Annotated in this window: 16 protein-coding genes and 1 riboswitch; of the genes, 8 read left to right on the top strand and 8 right to left on the bottom strand. The window is 71.6% G+C overall.

From position 1 onward, the window contains the following. Positions 1-111 precede the first annotated feature (111 nt). The 3 genes from AAFN69_RS26185 to AAFN69_RS26175 all read left to right on the top strand — a co-directional run bounded on the left by AAFN69_RS26185 (position 112) and on the right by AAFN69_RS26175 (position 2,838). Positions 112-1,137, top strand: a complete 1,026-nt coding sequence (locus AAFN69_RS26185) for an adenosine deaminase (RefSeq protein ID WP_347731219.1) — start codon at positions 112-114, stop codon at positions 1,135-1,137. Between the two features lie 110 nt (positions 1,138-1,247). Then, positions 1,248-1,985: a glycerophosphodiester phosphodiesterase gene (locus tag AAFN69_RS26180; protein WP_347731217.1), complete on the top strand. Its 738-nt coding sequence runs from the start codon at positions 1,248-1,250 to the stop codon at positions 1,983-1,985. Between the two features lie 64 nt (positions 1,986-2,049). After that, positions 2,050-2,838: an SAM-dependent methyltransferase gene (locus AAFN69_RS26175; RefSeq protein WP_347731216.1), complete on the top strand. Its 789-nt coding sequence runs from the start codon at positions 2,050-2,052 to the stop codon at positions 2,836-2,838. A 107-nt stretch (positions 2,839-2,945) separates the two neighbouring features. Here the strand turns inward: AAFN69_RS26175 and AAFN69_RS26170 are convergent, their stop codons facing one another. Further along, positions 2,946-4,385 (bottom strand): gamma-aminobutyraldehyde dehydrogenase, encoded by a 1,440-nt coding sequence (locus tag AAFN69_RS26170; protein ID WP_347731215.1) that lies wholly within the window; start codon positions 4,383-4,385, stop codon positions 2,946-2,948. Between the two features lie 188 nt (positions 4,386-4,573). Here AAFN69_RS26170 and AAFN69_RS26165 point away from each other — a divergent pair, with 188 nt between their 5' ends. The 5 genes from AAFN69_RS26165 to AAFN69_RS26145 all read left to right on the top strand — a co-directional run bounded on the left by AAFN69_RS26165 (position 4,574) and on the right by AAFN69_RS26145 (position 9,304). Then, complete coding sequence (locus AAFN69_RS26165; RefSeq protein ID WP_347731214.1) at positions 4,574-5,065, top strand: Lrp/AsnC family transcriptional regulator; 492 nt, start codon at positions 4,574-4,576, stop codon at positions 5,063-5,065. Next, on the top strand, positions 5,050-6,429 hold the full coding sequence (locus tag AAFN69_RS26160) for an aspartate aminotransferase family protein (protein WP_347731213.1): 1,380 nt from the start codon (positions 5,050-5,052) through the stop codon (positions 6,427-6,429). Before AAFN69_RS26165 ends, AAFN69_RS26160 begins: the two co-directional genes overlap by 16 nt. Before the next feature lie 200 nt (positions 6,430-6,629). After that, positions 6,630-7,358, top strand: coding sequence for an ATP-binding cassette domain-containing protein (locus AAFN69_RS26155; protein WP_347731212.1), 729 nt, complete (start codon positions 6,630-6,632; stop codon positions 7,356-7,358). Then, positions 7,340-8,482, top strand: a complete 1,143-nt coding sequence (locus AAFN69_RS26150; RefSeq protein ID WP_347731211.1) for a hypothetical protein — start codon at positions 7,340-7,342, stop codon at positions 8,480-8,482. The genes AAFN69_RS26155 and AAFN69_RS26150 overlap by 19 nt, the downstream gene beginning before the upstream one ends. 324 nt (positions 8,483-8,806) lie before the next feature. Continuing rightward, positions 8,807-9,304 carry a nuclear transport factor 2 family protein gene (locus AAFN69_RS26145; protein ID WP_347731210.1) on the top strand — a complete coding sequence of 166 codons (498 nt, stop codon included), beginning with the start codon at positions 8,807-8,809 and terminating at the stop codon, positions 9,302-9,304. A 35-nt stretch (positions 9,305-9,339) separates the two neighbouring features. Here AAFN69_RS26145 and AAFN69_RS26140 read toward each other — a convergent pair whose 3' ends face one another. The 7 genes from AAFN69_RS26140 to pyrH all read right to left on the bottom strand — a co-directional run bounded on the left by AAFN69_RS26140 (position 9,340) and on the right by pyrH (position 17,576). Next, entirely contained in the window at positions 9,340-10,365 is a 1,026-nt protein-coding gene (locus tag AAFN69_RS26140) for an ABC transporter ATP-binding protein (RefSeq protein WP_347731209.1), read from the bottom strand. After that, positions 10,365-11,987: an iron ABC transporter permease gene (locus AAFN69_RS26135; RefSeq protein ID WP_347731301.1), complete on the bottom strand. Its 1,623-nt coding sequence runs from the start codon at positions 11,985-11,987 to the stop codon at positions 10,365-10,367. Before AAFN69_RS26135 ends, AAFN69_RS26140 begins: the two co-directional genes overlap by 1 nt. Positions 11,988-12,064: 77 nt before the next feature. Beyond that, complete coding sequence (locus tag AAFN69_RS26130; protein WP_347731300.1) at positions 12,065-13,156, bottom strand: thiamine ABC transporter substrate-binding protein; 1,092 nt, start codon at positions 13,154-13,156, stop codon at positions 12,065-12,067. Between the two features lie 95 nt (positions 13,157-13,251). Continuing rightward, a riboswitch (TPP riboswitch) is annotated at positions 13,252-13,361 on the bottom strand. Positions 13,362-13,490: 129 nt separating this feature from the next. After that, complete coding sequence (gene rlmN / locus AAFN69_RS26125) at positions 13,491-14,597, bottom strand: 23S rRNA (adenine(2503)-C(2))-methyltransferase RlmN (protein WP_347731208.1); 1,107 nt, start codon at positions 14,595-14,597, stop codon at positions 13,491-13,493. Positions 14,598-14,826: 229 nt separating this feature from the next. Next, a complete protein-coding gene (locus tag AAFN69_RS26120) occupies positions 14,827-16,065 on the bottom strand; it encodes a phosphatidate cytidylyltransferase (RefSeq protein ID WP_347731207.1) in 1,239 nt (412 codons plus the stop codon). Then, entirely contained in the window at positions 16,065-16,622 is a 558-nt protein-coding gene (gene frr / locus AAFN69_RS26115; RefSeq protein ID WP_347731206.1) for a ribosome recycling factor, read from the bottom strand. The genes AAFN69_RS26120 and frr overlap by 1 nt, the downstream gene beginning before the upstream one ends. 159 nt (positions 16,623-16,781) lie before the next feature. After that, entirely contained in the window at positions 16,782-17,576 is a 795-nt protein-coding gene (gene pyrH / locus AAFN69_RS26110; protein ID WP_347731205.1) for a UMP kinase, read from the bottom strand. Between the last annotated feature and the right edge of the window lie 108 nt (positions 17,577-17,684).

The raw sequence follows: 17,684 nt of genomic DNA, 5'->3' as shown, positions 1-17,684 counted from the left end.
CCCCCGATGGTGGTCCGGCCATGCTAAAGCCTGTGCGCCGGGAAGGGACCGGCGGCCTACGATGATCCCCGACCCGTACCCACCCCGCACCGCGCACACCCGGAGGACCCGATGACCGATCCGCACCCGTTCATCGCGGGGCTTCCCAAGGCCGAGCTCCATGTCCACCACGTCGGATCGGCCTCGCCGCGGATCGTCGCCGAGCTGGCCGCCCACCACCCCGACTCCAAGGTGCCCACCGACCCCGAGGCGCTGGCGGACTACTTCACCTTCACCGATTTCGCGCACTTCATCGACGTCTATCTCTCGGTGGTGGATCTGATACGGACCCCGGAGGACGTCCGGCTCCTCACCTTCGAGGTGGCCCGTGACATGGCCCGGCAGAACATCCGCTACGCCGAGCTGACCATCACCCCGTTCAGCTCCACCCGCCGGGGCATCGACGAGCGCGCCTTCATGGCCGCGATCGAGGACGCCCGCAGGGCGGCCGAGTCCGAGCTGGGCGTCGTGCTGCGCTGGTGCTTCGACATCCCCGGCGAGGCGGGGCTGGAGGCGGCCGAGGAGACCGCCCGGCTCGCGGTGGACCTGCGCCCGGAGGGCCTGGTCTCCTTCGGTCTGGGCGGACCGGAGATCGGTGTCCCGAGGCCGCAGTTCAAGCCGTACTTCGACCGGGCCATCGCGGCCGGGCTCCACTCCGTGCCGCACGCCGGGGAGACCACCGGGCCGGAGACGATCTGGGACGCGCTGCGCGAGCTGCGTGCCGAGCGGATCGGTCACGGCACCAGTGCCGTGCGGGACCCCGCCCTTCTGGCCCATCTCGCCGAGCACCGCATCCCGCTGGAGGTCTGCCCCACCTCCAACCTCGCCACCCGGGCCGTCACCGACCTGGAGCTGCACCCGATCGGGGAGATGGTGGCCGCCGGGGTGCTGGTGACCGTCAACAGCGACGACCCGCCGATGTTCGGCACCGATCTCAACAACGAGTACGCGGTGGCGGCGCGCCTGCTCGGCCTCGACGAGCGCGGTATCGCCGGCCTCGCCAAGAACGCGGTGGAGGCGTCGTTCCTCGACACCGCGGGCAAGGCGAGGATCAGTGCGGAGATCGACTCCTACACGGCGGAGTGGCTCGCCCGCTGAGGCCGGCCGCCGGGGCATCCGGCACCGCCGTGACGGGTGCCCCGGGCCCGTCCGCCGGGGGCGCCCGGTCCGGCCATGACGGGCGTCCGCGGCCGGGCCACAATGGGCTCATGCGTACCGTCACCGCCGTTGGGCACCGAGGCGATCCGTACCTCGTCCGTGAGAACACCCTCCCCTCCCTCCGCTCGGCCGTCGCGAGCGGCGCGGACGCGGTGGAGATCGATGTGCGGGTCACCCGGGACGGTGTGCCCGTACTGCTCCACGACTCCACTCTGAAGCGGCTGTGGGGAGTCGACCGGAGGCTCGCGGAGCTCACCCGTGCCGAGGTGGCGGAGGCGACCGCCGGCGGAGTGCCCACGCTGCGCGAGGCCCTGGAGGAGCTGTCCGGACCGGGGGGCCACCGGGTCATGGTCGATCTGCCGGGCGCCCGGCCGGAGTCGGTGCGGGCCGTGGTCGGCGCGATCCGGGAGCACGGCGCGGCGGACCGGGCGTACTACTGCGCCGGCCCGGTGACCATGCTCGCCGTGCGCGAGGCCGACCCCGCCGCCGAGATCGCCCTCACCTGGACCTCACTGGCCCCGCCGCGCCCGGTGCTGATCGAGGCGCTCCGTCCCCGTACGCTCAACTACCGCTTCGGACTGGTCAGCCGGGCCCTCGCGGACCGGGTTCACCGGGATGGGCTGCTGGTGTCGGCCTGGACCGCCGACACCCGGCGCACCATGCGCCGGCTGATCGCCGCGGGCACCGACTCGATCACCACCAACCGGGTGGGCACCCTGCGCGCCGTACTCGAACACGCCTTCCGGACCGGCGAATTGGACGCGGGGCGGCCGCCGGGGGCTTCTTGATCCTTCCGGCATGATGAAGGGCGGACCCGCGTACCCGTCCGCCCGCCCGCCGAGGAGCACCGAGATGACCGACAGGATCCGCACCGACGTCGCCCACAACGCCAGGGTCTGGAACCACTGGCTTCACGGCAAGGACAACTATCCGGTCGACCGTGCCGTCGGCGACCACATCACCGGCCTCTATCCGAGCATCGGCGACGTCGCCCGCGCCGACCGGGCGTTCCTCGGCCGGGTGGTGACCCATCTGACCGGGGAGGCGGGCATCCGGCAGTTCCTGGACATAGGCACCGGACTGCCGACCGCCGAGAACACCCATGAGGTCGCCCAGCGGCTGGCGCCCGGCTCCCGTGTCGTCTACGTGGACAACGACCCGATCGTACTGGCGCATGCGCGGGCCCTGCTCACCAGCTCCCCCGGCGGGGTCACCGAGTATCTGGACGCGGACGCCCACGACCCGCGGGCGATCCTCCGCTCGGTGCGGCCCACACTGGACCTGACGCGGCCGGTGGCGGTGATACTGCTCGGCATCCTGAACTTCGTCCTCGACACCGCCGAGGCGCGTTCCATCGTCCGCACCCTGATGGACGCGGTGCCGTCCGGCAGTTTTCTGGTGCTGACCCATCCCACGCTGGAGCTGGGCGGCGAGGGCAATGTGGACGCCATGGCCTTCTGGAACGAGAACGCCACCCCGCCGATCACCGCGCGCAGCGGTGCGGAGATCGCGTCCTTCCTGGACGGCCTGGAGCTCTTGGAGCCGGGGCTGGTCTCCTGCTCCCGCTGGCGCCACGAGCCGGCCGGCGGCCCGGAGCCGGTCCTGGTGGCGCAGTACGGCGCGGTGGCCCGCAAACCGTAGAGCGCGGTACAGCGGCGCCGTGCACGGCCCGCGAACCATGAGAACGCGGAGCCGGGAGAGGGGGCGCGGCAGCGGCCGTGCCCCCTCTCCCGCGGCGGTGCCGGGGATCAGCCGTCCAGCGACGTCATCACGTGCTTGATCCGCGTGTAGTCCTCGAAGCCGTACGACGACAGGTCCTTGCCGTACCCCGACTTCTTGAAGCCGCCGTGCGGCATCTCCGCCACCAGCGGGATGTGGGTGTTGATCCAGACGCAGCCGAAGTCCAGCGCCTTGGACATCCGCATGGCGCGGGCGTGGTCCTTCGTCCAGACCGAGGAGGCGAGCGCGTACTCCACGTCGTTCGCCCAGGCCAGGGCCTGCGCCTCGTCCGTGAAGGACTGGACGGTGATGACCGGGCCGAAGACCTCGTTCTGGACGATCTCGTCGTCCTGCCTGAGGCCGGAGACCACGGTCGGGGCGTAGAAGTAGCCCTTCTCGCCGACCCGGTGACCGCCGGCCTCCACCTTGGCGTGGGCGGGCAGGCGGTCGATGAAGCCGGTGACCTGCGCGAGCTGGTTGGCGTTGTTGAGCGGGCCGTAGAGGACGTCCTCGTCGTCCGGCGCGCCCGTCCTGGTCTCGGCGGCGGCCTTCGCCAGGGCGGCGACGAACTCGTCGTGGATCGACTCCTGGACCAGGACGCGGGTCGCGGCCGTACAGTCCTGGCCGGCGTTGAAGTAACCCGCGACCGCGATGTCCTCGACGGCCTTGGGGATGTCGGTGTCCTCGAAGACCACGACGGGGGCCTTGCCGCCGAGCTCCAGGTGGACCCGCTTGACGTCCTTGGCGGCGGAGGCCGCGACCTGGATGCCGGCCCGGACGGAGCCGGTGATGGAGGCCATCGCCGGGGTGGGGTGCTCGACCATCGCGCGGCCGGTGTCCCGGTCGCCGCAGATGACATTGAAGACGCCCTTGGGCACCAGCGCGCCGATGATCTCGGCGAGCAGCACGGTGGAGGCGGGGGTGGTGTCCGAGGGCTTGAGGACCACGGTGTTGCCCGCGGCCAGCGCCGGGGCGAACTTCCACACGGCCATCATCATCGGGTAGTTCCACGGCGCGACCTGCGCGCAGACGCCGACCGGCTCGCGGCGGATGATGGAGGTGAAGCCCTCCATGTACTCGCCGGCGGAGCGGCCGTCCAGCATCCGGGCGGCCCCCGCGAAGAAGCGGATCTGGTCCACCATCGGCGGAATCTCTTCGGTGCGGACCAGCTCCAGCGGCTTGCCGGTGTTCTCCGACTCGACGGCGATCAGGTCCTCGGCGCGCTCCTCGACCGCGTCCGCGATCTTCAGCAGCACGCGCTGGCGCTCGGCGGGGGTGGCGTCCCGCCAGGCGGGGAAGGCGGCTTCCGCGGCGTCCATGGCGGCATCGACATCGGCCTGGGCCGAGAGCGGGGACGCGGCGTACACCTCGCCGGTCGCCGGGTTGGTGATGTCGATCGTCCGCCCGTCGGCGGCGTCCCGGAACTCGCCGTTGATGTAGTTGCGCAGACGACGCGGCTCGGTGGTCACGTGGCCACCCCTTCTGTCGATTCCAGTGGGTCCCATGGGTGAGACAACTCCACCCTAATCCCACCAGTGACGCTTTCGACAGCCCCGACTGGTCGCATCTGCGGAATCAGCAAAAATCAGCCCCATAAACAACGAATTTCATCGCTCAGGGCTTGCGATACGGAGGACTCCCGGTGCAGAGTGAGTACGTGGCCAGCCGAAGCGCAGACTCCAGGACCGGGAATGGGTCGTCCCCGACGATCGACGCCGTGTCCCTCGCGATCATCCAGCAGCTCCAGGAGGACGGCCGCCGTCCGTACGCCGCGATCGGCAAGGCCGTCGGCCTCTCCGAGGCGGCCGTGCGGCAGCGCGTCCAGAAGCTGCTCGATCAGGGCGTCATGCAGATCGTCGCCGTCACCGACCCGCTCACCGTGGGATTCCGGCGGCAGGCGATGGTCGGCATCAATGTCGAGGGCGATCTCGATCCGGTGGCCGACGCGCTGACCGCGATGGACGAATGCGAGTACGTGGTGATGACCGCGGGCTCCTTCGACCTGATGGTGGAGATCGTCTGCGAGGACGACGACCACCTGCTCGAAGTGATCAGCAAGCGGATACGCGCACTCCCCGGTGTGCGGTCCACCGAGAGCTTCGTCTACCTCAAGCTCAAGAAGCAGACCTACATGTGGGGAACCCGATAGCCGTGACCCAGGACCTCTCCAAGACCGCGTACGACCACCTGTGGATGCACTTCACCCGGATGTCGTCGTACGAGAACTCCCCTGTGCCCACCATCGTCCGCGGTGAGGGCACCTACATCTACGACGACAAGGGCAAGCGCTACATCGACGGCCTGGCCGGCCTCTTCGTGGTGAACGCCGGTCACGGCCGTACCGAGCTGGCCGAGACCGCCTACAAGCAGGCGCAGGAGCTGGCCTTCTTCCCGGTCTGGTCCTACGCCCACCCCAAGGCCATCGAGCTGGCCGAGCGGCTGGCCCACCACGCCCCGGGCGACCTCAACAAGGTCTTCTTCACCACCGGCGGCGGCGAGGCGGTCGAGACCGCGTGGAAGCTCGCCAAGCAGTACTGGAAGCTCCGCGGCCACCACACCAAGTACAAGGTCATCTCGCGCGCGGTCGCCTACCACGGCACCCCGCAGGGCGCCCTCTCCATCACCGGTCTGCCGGCCCTCAAGGCCCCCTTCGAGCCGCTGGTCCCCGGCGCGCACAAGGTGCCCAACACCAACATCTACCGCGCCCCGATCCACGGCGACGACCCGGAGGCCTTCGGCCGCTGGGCCGCCGACCAGATCGAGCAGGAGATCCTCTTCGAGGGCCCCGAGACGGTCGCCGCGGTCTTCCTGGAGCCGGTGCAGAACGCCGGCGGCTGCTTCCCGCCGCCGCCCGGCTACTTCCAGCGGGTCCGCGAGATCTGCGACCAGTACGACGTACTGCTCGTCTCCGACGAGGTCATCTGCGCCTTCGGCCGGCTGGGCACCATGTTCGGCTGTGACAAGTTCGGCTACATACCGGACATGATCACCTGCGCCAAGGGCATGACCTCGGGCTACTCCCCGATCGGCGCCTGCATCATCTCCGACCGGATCGCCGAGCCGTTCTGGAAGGGCGACAACACCTTCCTGCACGGCTACACCTTCGGCGGCCACCCGGTCTCCGCGGCGGTGGGCCTGGCCAACCTCGACATCTTCGAGCGCGAGGGCCTCAACCAGCACGTCCTGGACAATGAGGACGCCTTCCGGGCCACCCTGGAGAAGCTCCGCGACCTGCCGATCGTCGGCGACGTCCGCGGCAACGGCTTCTTCTACGGCATCGAGCTGGTCAAGGACAAGGTCACCAAGGAGAGCTTCACCGACGAGGAGACCGAGCGCGTCCTGTACGGCTTCCTCTCCAAGGCGCTGTACGAGAACGGCCTGTACTGCCGCGCCGACGACCGGGGCGACCCGGTGGTCCAGCTCGCGCCGCCGCTGATCGCCGACCAGTCGACGTTCGACGAGATCGAGCAGGTGCTGCGGACCGTGCTCGCGGAGGCGTGGACCAAGCTCTGATCCCGCCCGGACCGCTCACCCGGTCCTGATCCGGCGTCCCGCCCCGGCCCGGGTGCGCCCATCCGAGTGGATGGCGCGCACCCGGGCCGTGTGGTTACCCGGACCCCGCATCCGGCTGCCTAGCGTGCGAGTGACCGATCGGCACTGAGCCGTTCCCCCGTTCGGGGCGGACGGATCTGATCAGAACCGAGGTGCACGCCATGGCCGCCCCGCCGGACAACGATGTGATCCGGGCACACTCCCTCCGCCACGCCCACAACGGATCGCCGGCGCTCACCGGGGTCTCGCTCGCGGTCCGGGAGGGGGAGATCCTCGCCGTGTGCGGCCCGCGCGGCAGCGGGAAGACCACCCTGCTGCGCTGTCTGAGCGGCCAGACCGTCGCCGACGAGGGCGAGGTCTGGTTCCGGGACCGCGCCGTGCACACCCTCTCCGCGCTCCGTCGCGAGCGGCTGAGGCGGGAGAGCTTCGGCTGGCTCGGCTCCGATCCCGGCCTCGTACCCGAGCTCACGGCCTGGGAGAACGCGGCGCTGCCGCTGCTGCTCCGCGGCACCCCGCGCAAGCGGGCCAGGGCCGCCGCCATGGAGTGGCTGGAGCGGCTGGACGCCGACGCCGTCGCCCGCCGCAGACCGGCCGCGCTCAGCGGGCCGGACGCGCTGCGGATCGCCGTCGCCCGCGCCCTGGCCGCCACCCACGCGGTCCTCTTCGCCGATGAGCCCACCGCCGCCCTGCACCGCGCGGACCGGGCGCTGGTGCTGCGGACCCTGCTCGCGGTGGCCCGCACCCAGCGGACCGCCGTCGTCCTCGCCACCCACGATCCGGAGATCGCGGCACTCGCCGACCGCACGATCACCCTGGTGGACGGTGGCCGGACGGGCTCCCCGGCCGCCGGCGACACGGAGGGTCTCGCGGCATGCTCGCTCTCCGTCTAGCCCGCGGCGCCTCGCCGCCCGCGCTGCTCCGCCGGCTGCTGGTCGCGGCGGCCTCGGCCGGGGTCGGATTTCTGCTGCTCTCCGCGCTGGCGTACGCGCTGGCCCACCCCGGTGACCCGGCGGGCGGCCGGCGGCTGATGTGGTGTGCGGTCCCGCTCGCCGCCGCGGTCTACCTGGCCGTGGTGGTGGCCCGGATGGACCCGGGCACCCGGCCCCGTACCGGACTCTCCGCCCTCGGTCTCGGACCCGGGCGCCTCGCCGCGCTCGCCGCCGGTTCCACCGCGCTCTCCGCGGCGCTGGGCAGCGTCCTCGCGCTGCTGCTCTTCCTCCGGCTGCGCGGCGATCCGCCCGGCGGGACGGCGGCCGAGGTACTCGCCGCGGGCCGGCCGCTGCCGCTCGCGGCCACCCTCACCCTGCTGGCGCTGGTCCCGCTCACCGCGTCGGCGGCCACCGCGCTGGTCCTGCGCCCGCGCGGCGAGCCGGCGAAGGCTCCGCCGGCGGTGCGGCGGGGCGCGGAGGAGACACCGGGCGGGCTGCCGTGGGGCTGTGCCCTGACCGCCGCCGGACTCGCCATCGGCACCTACGCGGCGCGCAGCGGTACGGGAAAGGCGTTCCCGCTCCCCGGTGAGCTCGGCGCGCATCCGGCCGGGGTGCTGATCGGCTGGGTGCTCACCGCCGTGGGACTGGCGGTCGCGGGGCCCGCGCTGACGCACTTCTGCGGCCGTCTTCTCCAGAGCGCCCGCCCCGGCGCGGTCCGGCTGCTGGCCGGACGCGTGCTGATGGCGGAGTCCGGACGGATCGGCCGCCCGCTGGGCGTGGTGTGCGCGGTCGCCTCCGCGCTGATCGCGGCCTGGACACTGGACGGCGCCGGCCCGCGCCCCTTCGGCCCGCTGACCGCCGCGGGCGCCTGGCTAGTCGTGGCCTGCACGACGGCGACGCTGATCACCTCGGCGGCCGAGGCCCGGGTCGACCGCGCCCCGGTCATGGGCGAACTGCGCCGCCTGGGTGCTCCGGCGGGTGCGCTGCGCACCGCCGCGCTGCTGCGGATCGTCGCACTGGTGGTGATCCTGGCACCGCTGACCTGGGCGGTGGCCACCCTGGCGGCGGCACCGCTGACGTCCTGAGCACGGGCCCGGCGGGCCTCGGCGGCGCTGACGGTTGAGCCCCGGCGCGACCGCCCCGGGCACCGCCGGCGGTGCCCGGACGGCGGACCGGATCCGCTCCGGCGGCGGGGGACCCTGCTCCGGCACCCGGCCCGTTCGGCCGGCCCGCCCGCCCGCCCCCGGCCGGACGGGTTCGGCCGAACGCCCGGAGAGCCGGGCCGGCGGATGGGCCCGGCCGGGGCCACCCGCCCCGGCCGGCCCCGCGCGATGACCTCCGGGGTAATCGACCCCGTCCGCCGGGCCCGCGAGGATCGTCCCGTCAGCCGACGAGCCCGAGGGGACCCGATGACCACGGACCACCACACCGCAGACGCCCCGGCCGCCGGCCGTGACGACACCACCGAGCGGACCCGCGCCACCCTCATGGCCTTTCTCGGCCGGCTTCGGGAGGGCGACCCCGAGCGGATCGCCGAGCTCTTCGCCGAGCGGGTCGACTGGACCATCGCCGACAACCCGGCCGTGCCGTGGATCCGCCCCCGGCACACCCGGGCCGATGTCGCCGATCACTTCAGGGAGCTGGCGGCGGGGCAGCGGGCCGATCCGGCGGGGACCTCCGTCGACACCATCGTCGTGGAGGGGACGGCGGCGATGCTCAGCGGCTCTCTCGCCGGCACCGTGATCAGCACCGGAAAGCGGTTCAGCTCCCCCTTCGCGATGCGGCTCACCGTCCACGGCGGTCTGATCACGGGGTATCTGGTGGTGGAGGACAGCCTGGCCATCGCGGAGGCATGCACTCCGCCGTGCGCCTCCCGGCCACGGGGCACCGGCAGGGCCCGGCACTGAACACAGCCGCCCGCGCCCGCCGCGCACCCCCGGCGCTACGCGCCCAGCACCACCACGGCGTCCGGGGCGAAGACGACCCCCACCCGGGCACCCCGCTCCGGCGCGTCCACCAGCGGAATCTCGGCTTCCAGCGGTGGGCCGGTCTCCGGGCGGAGCCGGACGGCCACATGGTCGCCCCGGAAGGTGCACGCCTCGGCCGTGCAGAGCAGGCCCTCGGACGCGGAGGTGACCCGTACCCCCGAGGGGCGCACCAGCACCCGGCGCTCGCCGCCGGGCGAGTCCTTCGGCACCGGGATCCGGCCCCAGACCGTCTCCGCGGCACCGCCGCCGACCGTCGCGCCGACCACATTGTCGAAGCCGAGGAAGCGCGCCACGAACTCGTCGGCGGGCCTGCGCCAGACCTCCAGCGGGGTACCGGTCTGGGCGATCCGGCCGTCCCGCATCACCACCACCCGGTCGGCGAGGGCGAAGGCCTCGCCCTGGTCGTGGGTGACGGCCAGCACCGTGGTGCCCAGCCGTCCGAAGAGCCCGCGCAATTCGCCGACCAGGCGTTCCCGCAGGCCCCGGTCGAGCTGTCCGAGCGGTTCGTCCAGCATCAGCAGCCGGGGTTCGGGGGCGAGCGCCCGCGCCAGCGCCACCCGCTGCTGCTCTCCGCCGGAGAGCGAGGTGATGGCCCGGCGCCCGGCGCCGGGGAGGCCGACCAGTTCCAGCAGCTCGGCCACCCGGCGGTCGCGCTCGGCCCGCCCGACGCCGTGCATCCGCGGCCCGAAGGCGACATTCCCCCCGACATCGCGCTGCGGGAAGAGCTGGTGGTCCTGGAACATCAGGCCGACCCCGCGCCGGTGGACCGGTACCCCGGCCTGGTCGGCGCCGGAGAGCAGCACCCGGCCGGCGTCCAGGGGCTGGAGCCCGGCGACCACCCGCAGCAGGGTGGACTTGCCGCTGCCGCTGGGGCCGAGGACCGAGACGATCTCGTGCTCGGCGACCTCGAGGCCGACCGCGTCGAGCGCCGCCCGCTCCCCGAACCGCACGGTCACCTGGTCGAGTCCGAGCAGAGCCATCAGAATTCTCCTGAGCCTGAGGAAGTACCGCGCCCGCGGGAGCGCTCCAGCAGCAGCAGCGCCGCCGCGCACACCACCATCAGAATGGTGGAGAGGGCCATCGCCTGGCCGTAGTTGAGCTCCCCGGGCATGCCGATCAGCCGGGCGACGGCCACCGGGAGGGTCGGATTGTCGGGGCGGGCGATGAAGACGGTCGCGCCGAATTCACCGAGCGAGACGGCGAAGGCGAAACCCGCCGCGATCAGCGCGGCCCGGCGCACCATCGGGAAGTCGACCTCGCGCCACACCCGCAGCGGGGAGGCGCCCAGCACCGCCGCGGCCTCCCGCAGCCGCCCGTCCACGGCCCGGAGCACGGGCAGCATGATGCGTACGACGAAGGGGACCCCGACCAGGGCCTGCGCCAGCGGCACCAGGATCCAGGAGGTGCGCAGATCGAGCGGCGGCTCGTCCAGAGTGATCAGAAAACCGAATCCGACGGTCACGGCCGAGACCCCGAGCGGCAGCATCAGCAGCCCGTCGAAGCCGCGCAGCAGCCGTCCGCCGGGACGGGCGAGCGCCGCCGCGGCGAGCCCGCCGACGACCAGCGCGATGACGGTGGCGGCCACCGCGTACTGGAGGGAGTTCCCGATGGCGTCGATCGGCGGTACGAGGAAGGCGCCGCCGCGTTCGTCCACGGTGGTGAGCGCGCGGTAGTAGCCGAAGCCGTACCCCTCGGAGGTGCTGAGGGAGCGTTCGACGAGCACGAGCAGGGGCGCCAGCATCAGCGCGACCGTGACGAGCACGCCCCCGAGCAGCGCCTTCTGGCCGAATCCGCGCGGCCGGCGGGCGGTCGAGGCGGGGTCCACCAGCCGCAGGGCGCTCTCCCGCTTCCGTACGGTGCGGGCGTGCAGGGCGAGGACGGTGCCGACGGCCGCGAACTGCACCAGGGTCAGAACGGCCGCCGTGCGCAGATCGAGGAGCTGGGCCGTCTGCCGGTAGACCTCCACCTCCAGGGTGGCGTAGGTGGGTCCGCCGAGGATCTGGACCACGCCGAAGGAGGTGAAGGTGAAGAGGAAGACCATCAGCGCGGCGGCGGCCACGGCGGGCGCCAGCGCGGGGAGGGTGACCCGGCGCCAGGCGGTGAACCGCCCGGCGCCCAGCACCCGGGCGGCCTCTTCCTGGCGGGGGTCGAGCTGGGACCAGAGCCCGCCGACGGTCCGGACGACCACCGCGTAGTTGAGGAAGACATGCGCGAGCAGGATCGCCCAGACCGTGGTGTCCAGCCGGATGCCCCAGAGCTCGTCCAGGAGTCCGCCGCGTCCCAGCAGTGCCAGGAAGGCGGTGCCGACGATCACGGTGGGCAGGATGAAGGGGACGGTCACCACGGCGCGCAGCAGCCCCTTGCCCCGGAAGTCGAACCGGGCCAGGACATACGCGCCGGGCAGGGCGATCAGCAGGGTGAGCGCGGTGGAGGCGAGGGCCTGCCAGGTGGTGAACCAGAGCACACGCTGAAGGTCGGCGCGGCCCAGCACCTCGCCGATCCGGTCGAACTGCCAGGCCCCGCCGATCCGCAGGCCGCGGCCCGCGATGGCGGCGACGGGGTAGGCGAAGAAGACCGCGAAGAAGGCGGCGGGCACGGCCAGCAGGCCGAGCCGGGCCGCGGTCCCGTGCCGGGGCCGCCGCTGTGGTGCGGGTGCGGCGGCCCCGGCCTCGGGCCCGGCTACTTCACGACGAGCGAGGACCACGTCTGAATCCACTGCTCACGGTTGTCGGTGATGCGGTCGGGGGCGATGGTGCCGGGCCGGTCGGCCTGCTCGCCGTGCTCGGTGAAGAGCGCGGGCAGCTTCGCGCCCTCGACGACGGGATTGACGAACATGTTGAGCGGCATGTCCTCCTGGAACTGCTTGGAGATCATGAAGTCCAGCAGGGCCTTGCCGCCCGCCTCGTTCTTCGCGCCCTTCAGCAGTCCGGCGAACTCGATCTGCCGGAAGCAGGTGCCGGTGGCGACACCGGTGGGCGCCACCTTCGGCTGCGGCTCGGCGTAGAGCACCTCCACGGGGGGGCTGGAGGCGTAGGAGACGACCAGCGGTCGGTCCCCCTTGGCCTTCTTGCCGCCGGCGGAGCCGGAGAACTCCTCGTTGTACGCCTGGTCCCAGCCGTCGACGACCTTGACGCCATTGGCCTTGAGCTTCTTCCAGTACTCCTGCCAGCCGCTGTCGCCGTACCTCGCGATGGTGCCGAGGACGAAGCCGAGGCCGGGCGAGGAGGTCGCGGCGTTCTCGACCACCAGCAGATTCCGGTAGGCGGGGTCGGCCAGATCGTCGAAGGTCTTCGGCGGGGCCAGCTTCTTGTCCGCGAAGTACTTCTTGTCGTAGTTGACGCAGATATCGCCGGTGTCGATGGGGGTGACGCGGTTCTTCGCCTTGTCCAGCTGGACCTCGGGCACCACCCGGTCCAGGCCCTTGGCCCGGTAGGAGGTGAACAGGCCCTGGCCGAGGGCGCGGGAGAGCAGGGTGTTGTCGACGCCGAAGAAGACATCGCCCTGCGGGGAGCCCTTGGTCAGGATCTCCTTGTTGAGGGCGGCCCCGGCGTCACCGCTCTTGAGCACCTTGACCGTGTAGCCGGTCTGCTGGGTGAATGCCTTGAGCACCGACTCGGAGGCGTTGAAGGAATTGTGGCTGACGAGGGTGACGGTCTTGGACTTCTCGCCGCCCGCGCCGTCCTTCTCCGCCTCGCCGCCGCAGGCCGCGAGGACGGTGACGCCCAGCGCGGTGACGACCGCGGTGGCCGTGATTCTCCTGGTGCCGCTCATGCTCACTGAGATCACTGAATTCCTCCTGGGTGTGACCAGGAAGAGACGCGGCCCTGACCGGCTCCCGGGAAGGGAGCGCGGGCAGGGCGCAACAGCTTGAGTAATGACCGAACTCCCTACCCGGAATGACCCGGGCGAGGTTCAGAGGGTCTGCGGCCTGCGACGGCCGCACTCTCAGCGCTGTGGCGCTCCCCTGTCGGAAAATGTATGCAGATGTCATCCATGTGGATGTTCGAGCCCAGCGTACAGGGCGGCCCCGCGGGGCGGCAGACGCCGGTACGGGACCTGTTCGGTCCCGTACCGGCCGCGGGGTCCGGTGCGGCGGCGGTCCGCGTCAGCGCTCCGCGGCGGCGAGCTGGCCGCAGGCGCCGTCGATCTCCTGGCCCCGGGTGTCCCGGACGGTCACCGGCACCCCGTGGGCGGCGATGGCCTCGACGAACGCCTTCTCGTCCTCGGGGCGGGAGGCGGTCCACTTCGACCCCGGGGTGGGGTTGAGCGGGATCAGATTCACATGGACGCGCTTGCCCTTGAGCAGCCGGCCCAGCAGATCGCCCCGCCATGCCTGGTCATTGATGTCGCGGATCAGGGCGTACTCGATCGAGACCCGGCGGCCGGACTTCTCCGCGTACTCCCAGGCCGCGTCCAGCACCTCGCGGACGTTCCAGCGGGTGTTGACCGGGACGAGGGTGTCGCGCAGCTCGTCGTCCGGGGCGTGCAGCGAGACGGCGAGGCGGCACTTGAAGCCCTCGTCGGCGAAGCGCAGCATGGCGGGGACCAGGCCGACGGTGGAGACGGTGATCCCGCGCTGGGAGATGCCGAGGCCGTCCGGCTCGGGGTCGGTCAGCCGCCGGATGGCGCCGACGACACGGTTGTAGTTGGCCAGCGGCTCGCCCATGCCCATGAAGACGATGTTCGAGAGCCGTGCCGGGCCGCCGGGGACCTCGCCGTCGCGCAGGGCGCGCATGCCGTCCACGATCTGGTGGACGATCTCCGCCGTGGAGAGATTGCGGTCGAGTCCGGCCTGGCCGGTGGCGCAGAAGGGGCAGTTCATCCCGCAGCCGGCCTGCGAGGAGATGCACATGGTGACCCGGTCCGGGTAGCGCATGAGCACCGACTCGACGAGGGTGCCGTCGTGGAGCCGCCACAGTGTCTTGCGGGTGGTGTCGTTGTCGCACGAGATGTGCCGGACAACGGACATCAGATCGGGCAGCAGCTCGGCGGCGAGCTTCTCCCGGGCAGCGGCCGGGATGTCGGTCCACTGGGCCGGGTCGTGGGTGTACCGGGCGAAGTAGTGCTGCGAGAGCTGCTTGGCGCGGAACGGCTTCTCGCCGATCGCGGCCACGGCGTCTTTGCGCTCGGCGGGGCTGAGGTCGGCGAGGTGCCGCGGCGGCTTCTTGGCTCCGCGGGGCGCGACAAACGTGAGTTCTCCGGGCTTGGGCATGGTGCATCCAGTGTCGCAGAGATACGACAAGAGGCTCGCCACCCTGTGGATAACGAGCCTCTTGTGGAAAACATGCAGGTCAGCCGCTTGCCCTGCACGGGCCGGGAGCACCGGCACCCGGTCCCGCCCCGGCCGCGCGCGCGTTCCCCGCAGGGCCCGCGTGCGCGTTCACCGGACCCGCGTACGCGTACACCCGGTCACTTGGTCACCCGGTCATCCGGTCACTTGGTCATCCGGAGCCGACGAAGATCACCAGCAGCAGCCAGACGATCGGCGCCGTCGGCAGCAGCGAGTCGAGCCGGTCCATGATGCCGCCGTGACCGGGGAGCAGCCTCCCCATGTCCTTGATGCCCAGGTCCCGCTTGATCATCGATTCGCCCAGGTCACCGAGGGTGGCGCTGACCGCGACGGCGAGGCCCAGCAGCAGCCCCTGCCACCAGGTGCCGCCGTCGATCAGGAACTCCATGCAGAGCGCGCCCGCAGCCATCGCGAAGGCCACCGCCCCCAGCAGACCCTCACGGGTCTTCCCGGGGCTGATGCGCGGTGCCAGCTTGCGCTTGCCGAAGCGCCAGCCCACCGCGTACGCACCGGTGTCGCTGACCACGGTGAGCACCAGGAAGGTCAGGACCCGGTCGGGTCCGTCCTCCGCGGTGAGCATCAGCGCCACGAAGGTCGCCAGGAAGGGCACATAGAAGGCGGCGAAGATCCCCGCGGTGACATCCTTGAGATATCCCTCGGGAGGCTCCGTCATCCGCCAGACGAGCACGGCCAGCGCCGTGAGCGCCATGGCGACCCAGGCCCCCTCGGCGCCCCGGGCGTACCCGGCGACCACCATCGCCGCGCCGCCGACCGCGAGCGGTACGAGCGGCGCCTTGATGTCCTTGCGCTCCTGCAGCCGGCTGGTGAGCTCCCAGAGCCCGACCACCACGGCGATCACGATCACGCCGATGAAGACGGCCTGAACGACATAGAGCGAGGCCACGATCACCGCGCCGAGGCCGACACCCACCCCTATGGCCGCCCGCAGATCGCGGCCGGCGCTCTTCTTCGCGCGCTTCTCCCGCTTCTCGCGCATGTCCCGGTTCTCCCGCTCCTCGCGCTCCGCCCGCCCCGCGGGGCCGGCCGGGCGGCTGCCCGCGCGCCTGCTCCGCGGCGGCTCGGGCGCCGGCTGCGGGGCGGCGGGCATGGGCGGCTGCGGAGTCTCGTCGCGGAACAGGGGGCCGCTCAGCCGAGCGGTCCCCTGGTCACGGTCGTCGCGACGGTCGCGGTCGTCGTGGCCGGGTCGGCCATCAGGGTGTTCGGCGTCTCTACCTGCGTCGGGAAAGTCCGGCACGATGGGCATGGGCCGAGTCTGCTGTGCGGGATGCACATCGTACGCGGGACCCGCCGAGGCAGAGCCCTGGTCGGTCGGCGGCCATTCTCCGACGAACCCGGCTCTCTGCGCGGCTCCCCAGGAAGAGTCGTTCATCAGACTTCGAGCAGCTCGGCTTCCTTGTGCTTCAGCAGCTCGTCGACCTGCGCCACATACTTCGAGGTGGTGTCGTCGAGCTCCTTCTCCGCACGGCGGCCCTCGTCCTCGCCGACCTCGCCGTCCTTGACGAGCTTGTCGATGGCCTCCTTGGCCTTGCGGCGCACGGAGCGGATCGAGATCTTCGAGTCCTCGGCCTTGGTCTTGGCGACCTTGATGTACTCGCGGCGGCGCTCCCCCGTGAGGTCGGGGAAGACCACCCGGATGATGTTGCCGTCATTGCTGGGGTTGACGCCCAGATCCGAGTCGCGGATCGCCTGCTCGATGTTGCGCAGCGCGCTCTTGTCGAACGGGGTCACCACGGCCATCCGCGGCTCCGGCACCGAGAACGAGGCCAGCTGGTTGATCGGGGTCAGCGCGCCGTAGTAGTCGGCCACGATCTTGTTGAACATCGCCGGGTGCGCACGCCCGGTGCGGATCGCGGCGAAGTCCTCTTTCGCGACCACAACGGCCTTCTCCATCTTCTCCTCGGCTTCGAGGAGGGTCTCTTCGATCACCACTTGCTCCTGCGTGTCTTGAGTGGGCCCGGCGTGTGCACCTGGGCGGGCGGAACGTGTGTCGCGTCTTGACCCTGCACGGTGTCCGACCGGCAGGGCTTTGTCCATCCCCGGACGGCCGTCCCGGGAATCCCGGGAGTACCCGGGGGCAGCGGGGTCTCAGCCCCGGGTGCCCTGGTCGCTCACGAGGGTGCCGATCTTCTCACCCTTGACGGCCCGCGCGATATTGCCCTCGGCGAGAAGCTCGAAGACGAGGATCGGCAGATCGTTGTCGCGGCAGAGGGTGATGGCGGTGGCGTCGGCGACCTTGAGGTTCCGGGAGAGGACCTCGCCGTACTCCAGCGCGTCGAACTTCACCGCGTCCGGGTTGGCCTTGGGGTCGGAGTCGTACACTCCGTCGACGCCGTTCTTGCCCATGAGCAGGGCTTCGGCGTCGATCTCCAGGGCGCGCTGGGCCGCGGTGGTGTCGGTGGAGAAGTAGGGCATGCCCATGCCGGCGCCGAAGATGACGACACGGCCCTTCTCCAGGTGGCGCACGGCGCGCAGCGGAATGTAGGGCTCCGCGACCTGGCCCATGGTGATGGCGGTCTGGACGCGGGAGTCGATGCCCTCCTTCTCCAGGAAGTCCTGGAGGGCGAGGCAGTTCATCACGGTGCCGAGCATGCCCATGTAGTCCGAGCGCGCCCGGTCCATGCCGCGGACCTGGAGCTCGGCGCCGCGGAAGAAGTTGCCGCCGCCGATGACGATGGCGATCTCGGCCCCGTCGCGGACCACCGCGGCGATCTCGCGGGCGATGGCGTGGACGACGTCGGGATCGACACCGAGTCCCCCGCCCCCGGAGAACGCCTCGCCGGAGAGCTTGAGCATGAAGCGCCCGGCATTCTTCACTTCATGGTTCCCGTCGTGGTGGCTGTTGTCGCCGGCAGCCTTGTTGGCGTCCGCGCCCTTGTTCATGGAGATCTCCTCGTGCACATACGAAGAAGGCCACTGCCGCTGGGTGCTGTGTCCCTGCCCGGCAATGGCCTCCTCGTCAGATCTGCGGTCGTCCGGCGCCTCAACGTC

Origin of the sequence: Streptomyces sp. CAU 1734 (assembly GCF_039888735.1) — a bacterium.
Classification (GTDB): Bacteria; Actinomycetota; Actinomycetes; order Streptomycetales; family Streptomycetaceae; genus Streptomyces.
This window is presented reverse-complemented; position numbering and strand designations above follow the sequence as displayed.

What these genes read in the sequence shown, in the direction of transcription:
- AAFN69_RS26120 (WP_347731207.1), bottom strand. Translation starts at nt 16,065, where the DNA reads ATGAACGACTCTTCCTGGGGAGCCGCGCAGAGAGCCGGGTTCGTCGGA.
- AAFN69_RS26145 (WP_347731210.1), top strand. Translation starts at nt 8,807, where the DNA reads ATGACCACGGACCACCACACCGCAGACGCCCCGGCCGCCGGCCGTGAC.
- pyrH (WP_347731205.1), bottom strand. Translation starts at nt 17,576, where the DNA reads ATGAACAAGGGCGCGGACGCCAACAAGGCTGCCGGCGACAACAGCCAC.
- AAFN69_RS26130 (WP_347731300.1), bottom strand. Translation starts at nt 13,156, where the DNA reads ATGAGCGGCACCAGGAGAATCACGGCCACCGCGGTCGTCACCGCGCTG.
- rlmN (WP_347731208.1), bottom strand. Translation starts at nt 14,597, where the DNA reads ATGCCCAAGCCCGGAGAACTCACGTTTGTCGCGCCCCGCGGAGCCAAG.
- AAFN69_RS26140 (WP_347731209.1), bottom strand. Translation starts at nt 10,365, where the DNA reads ATGGCTCTGCTCGGACTCGACCAGGTGACCGTGCGGTTCGGGGAGCGG.
- AAFN69_RS26155 (WP_347731212.1), top strand. Translation starts at nt 6,630, where the DNA reads ATGGCCGCCCCGCCGGACAACGATGTGATCCGGGCACACTCCCTCCGC.
- AAFN69_RS26185 (WP_347731219.1), top strand. Translation starts at nt 112, where the DNA reads ATGACCGATCCGCACCCGTTCATCGCGGGGCTTCCCAAGGCCGAGCTC.
- AAFN69_RS26175 (WP_347731216.1), top strand. Translation starts at nt 2,050, where the DNA reads ATGACCGACAGGATCCGCACCGACGTCGCCCACAACGCCAGGGTCTGG.
- AAFN69_RS26150 (WP_347731211.1), top strand. Translation starts at nt 7,340, where the DNA reads ATGCTCGCTCTCCGTCTAGCCCGCGGCGCCTCGCCGCCCGCGCTGCTC.
- AAFN69_RS26180 (WP_347731217.1), top strand. Translation starts at nt 1,248, where the DNA reads ATGCGTACCGTCACCGCCGTTGGGCACCGAGGCGATCCGTACCTCGTC.